This is a genomic window from Flavobacterium zubiriense (genome assembly GCF_041729725.1).
GTDB classification, from domain to species: domain Bacteria; phylum Bacteroidota; class Bacteroidia; order Flavobacteriales; family Flavobacteriaceae; genus Flavobacterium; species Flavobacterium zubiriense.
Window position 1 is genome coordinate 1 of sequence record NZ_JBCFQL010000027.1, and the last position, 1,620, is coordinate 1,620.

Below are 1,620 nucleotides of genomic sequence, written 5' to 3' on the forward strand. Positions count from 1 at the left end.
AATGTTGATAACACAAGCGATGCAAACAAACCGGTTTCGACTGCAACGCAATCGGCATTAGATGCAAAAGTGGATAAGGTTGACGGCGAGCGTTTAATTAACGCTTCGGAAATCACTAAACTTTCGAATCAATCAGGAACAAATACAGGCGATCAGGATTTGAGTAGTTTTGCTACAACAACAGCATTAGATTTAAAAGCAAATATTGATTCCCCAACCTTTACCGGAACAGTTAATGGAATAACTGCAACAATGGTAGGTTTGCCAAATGTTGATAACACAAGCGATGCTAACAAACCAGTTTCTACAGCTACACAAACCGCATTGGACACAAAAGTAGATAAGGTTGATGGCGAGCGTTTAATTAACGCTTCGGAAATCACTAAACTTTCGAATCAATCAGGAACCAATACAGGCGATCAGGATATCTCAGGTATTGCTGTCAATACCAGTAAAATAGGTGATTTGACTAGTTTGACAACAACAACTAATTCTAATTTAGTAGCAGCTGTGAATGAGATTCAGGCAGAAAAAGCTAATTTGGATTCCCCTACATTAACTGGCACACCATTAGCTCCAACAGCTACAGAAGGAACCAATACCACTCAAATTGCAACTACAGAATTTGTAAATTCGGCGGCATCTTCATCAAAATTCGTTGACTTAACTACTGTTCAGACAATTTCGGGTTTAAAAACATTTAGTTCAGATCTAATTGCAAATGAATTGACTATAGGACGTGGAACTGGAGATCTAATTTATAATACAGCATTAGGGTATCAATCATTAAAATCTAATGAAGGAGAAAGCAATACGGCAATTGGGTATCAAACATTGAGATCTAATTTAGGTGGAGGAAACAATACAGCAATCGGCTATAATTCATTAGGATCTAATATTTCCGGCGGTGGAAATACAGCCTCGGGAAATAATTCATTAGGATTTAATACTTCCGGCGGTGGAAATACAGCATCTGGAAATAATTCTTTGGCTCAAAACACTACTGGAAAGTACAATTCAGCTTTTGGTGCTCAATCTATGGAAAATACTATCAATGGAGAAAACAACACAGCAATTGGCGTAGCGGCTATTGATGCAAACACAACTGGAAGCAATAATGCTGTTTTGGGAGCATTTGCCGGCCGAGAAACTGCCTCCAGTAACCCAAACACAATCATAAATAATTCTGTTTTAATTGGATTTGAAACCAAACCCAATGATAATAATGAGGAAAATCAGATTGTTATCGGATACAGGGCAATAGGAAACGGTAGTAATACCATCCAATTGGGAAATACAGCTATTACTGATGTTAAAACTAGCGGGGCTATTACCGCAGCGGGTTATAAAACTCCTAGTGGAACATCTTCTCAGTATTTAATGGCTGATGGAAGCTTTTCCTCTGCAGTATCTACAGGAAACATAGAAGATGGGGCTGTTACTTTAGCTAAAATAGCTGATGCGGCTGTAACTTCAGACAAAATAGCTGCTGAAACAATTGTAAATGCTAATATTAGTACCACTGCAGCAATAGCTTACAGTAAATTGAATTTGGAAAATTCTATAGTTTCTTCTGATTTAGCTTCCTCATCGGTAACTTCAGCTAAAATAGCTGATGCG

General features: G+C 38.0%; 1 pseudogene. It reads left to right on the forward strand.

From position 1 onward, the window contains the following. Positions 1-1,620: pseudogene (locus AAGV28_RS15375) on the forward strand (hypothetical protein); the annotation flags it as partial.